The organism is Thalassorhabdomicrobium marinisediminis, from assembly GCF_003072065.1.
GTDB classification, from domain to species: domain Bacteria; phylum Pseudomonadota; class Alphaproteobacteria; order Rhodobacterales; family Rhodobacteraceae; genus Octadecabacter; species Octadecabacter marinisediminis.
Window position 1 is genome coordinate 1 of sequence record NZ_QCYG01000029.1, and the last position, 934, is coordinate 934.

A 934-nucleotide genomic window follows, 5' to 3' on the forward strand; every position below is an offset into this window, starting at 1 on the left:
TTCCATTGACGTGCGGATCGCGGTGAAGTCGCTCATAAGTTCTTCGAGCTTCGCTTCCAGTTGCCCCACCCCTTCCTGCGCCAGGGCGTCGCGAAGGAGTTGGCACAGCTCTTCCATGAGCTGGATGGTTTTCTGCTGATCGTTTGCTGACATGTTCGAGGGTCTCCAGTTGTCGTTTGAGATGTTTAAGGGCGTGAAGGTCGGCGGGTGAGATGCTGTCGAAAAAGCGCAGCGCGATAATCTGGCTGTAGACCTTGCGGCTCACTCGCTTCAGCATTCGATATCTCTCGGATTGATCCAGTCAAAATGCTTCGTCAGAGCATCGCCAAGCCGATCCCACCGCCAGCGGTTGCCGTTGCCCGGCGGGCACGGGTTAAAGCTCCGAACCGCGCCACCCCCATCGATAACGAAGCGTGGCAGCGTGAAATTGACCTCGAGCCTGCCCGTATGGGTATGTGTGCTGACCAGCACCGGCGGACGGCTGTCGACCGGAATCCCGGCGTAGGTAAACTCAAGAAAAGCGCTGGTGGTCACCGCGACGGCATCCCGGACACCACTGTTGCCACGGTTGAACGCTTCCACGCAGATTTCCGAGGCCGCGAATGACAAGGTGCACAGACTATATCGCCTCTTGAACCCCAAACCGTTTATCGCCGCTTGGACGACCGCAGGATGACCAAGCAAGACCTCGGGCCGCGGCGACCGGGCTTCATTGACTGACTTCTGGCCAACGGTTTTGGTCACAGCATGGTCCAGCAGATACGCGGTTGGCTGTCGGGGATTGAACGTGCCAGGATATGGCGACCAACAGATCAACATGGCGACCTTTCAAGACGATGAGACAGGTGAACCAATCGACAAAGCTGCTCGAGCTTCGCAAGGATCAGGCAGCCATCAACGTCGTCCTGGGCCATAGCGGCAATCTCTTCGATGC

Annotated in this window: 1 protein-coding gene; it reads right to left on the bottom strand. The window is 57.7% G+C overall.

Annotated features, from left to right (window positions below):
• Window positions 1–270: 270 nt before the first annotated feature.
• Window positions 271–744, bottom strand: a complete 474-nt coding sequence (locus DC363_RS16590) for a hypothetical protein (RefSeq protein WP_146180821.1) — start codon at window positions 742–744, stop codon at window positions 271–273.
• Window positions 745–934 lie beyond the last annotated feature (190 nt).